The following is a 224-nucleotide window of genomic DNA, read 5'->3' on the forward strand; positions in this document are numbered from 1 at the left end:
TAGTCTTCCCATACTTTCTTACCACTTACTTCTGTTGTTTCTGTATTCTTGTAAGTATTCGTAATCGTCGTTCCTTCTACTTTTGTTTCATAGTCTTTCACTTTTACTTCATATACTGTGTACTTGTGCTCATTTCCTTTTCCATCGTACTTCGGTAGATCCTTAAAGCTAAATGTCCAATTGCCTTTTTCATCTGCTTTCACTTCTTGCGTTTTAAACTCTTT

At 34.8% G+C, this 224-nt stretch carries 1 protein-coding gene; it reads right to left on the reverse strand.

The window, feature by feature from the left end; genetic code table 11:
* The coding region (locus MR113_RS27985; protein WP_242257527.1) for a Cna B-type domain-containing protein at positions 1-224 on the reverse strand (224 nt) is incomplete at both ends.

This window comes from Bacillus cereus group sp. BfR-BA-01379, assembly GCF_022663605.1.
Classification (GTDB): Bacteria; Bacillota; Bacilli; order Bacillales; family Bacillaceae_G; genus Bacillus_A; species Bacillus_A mobilis.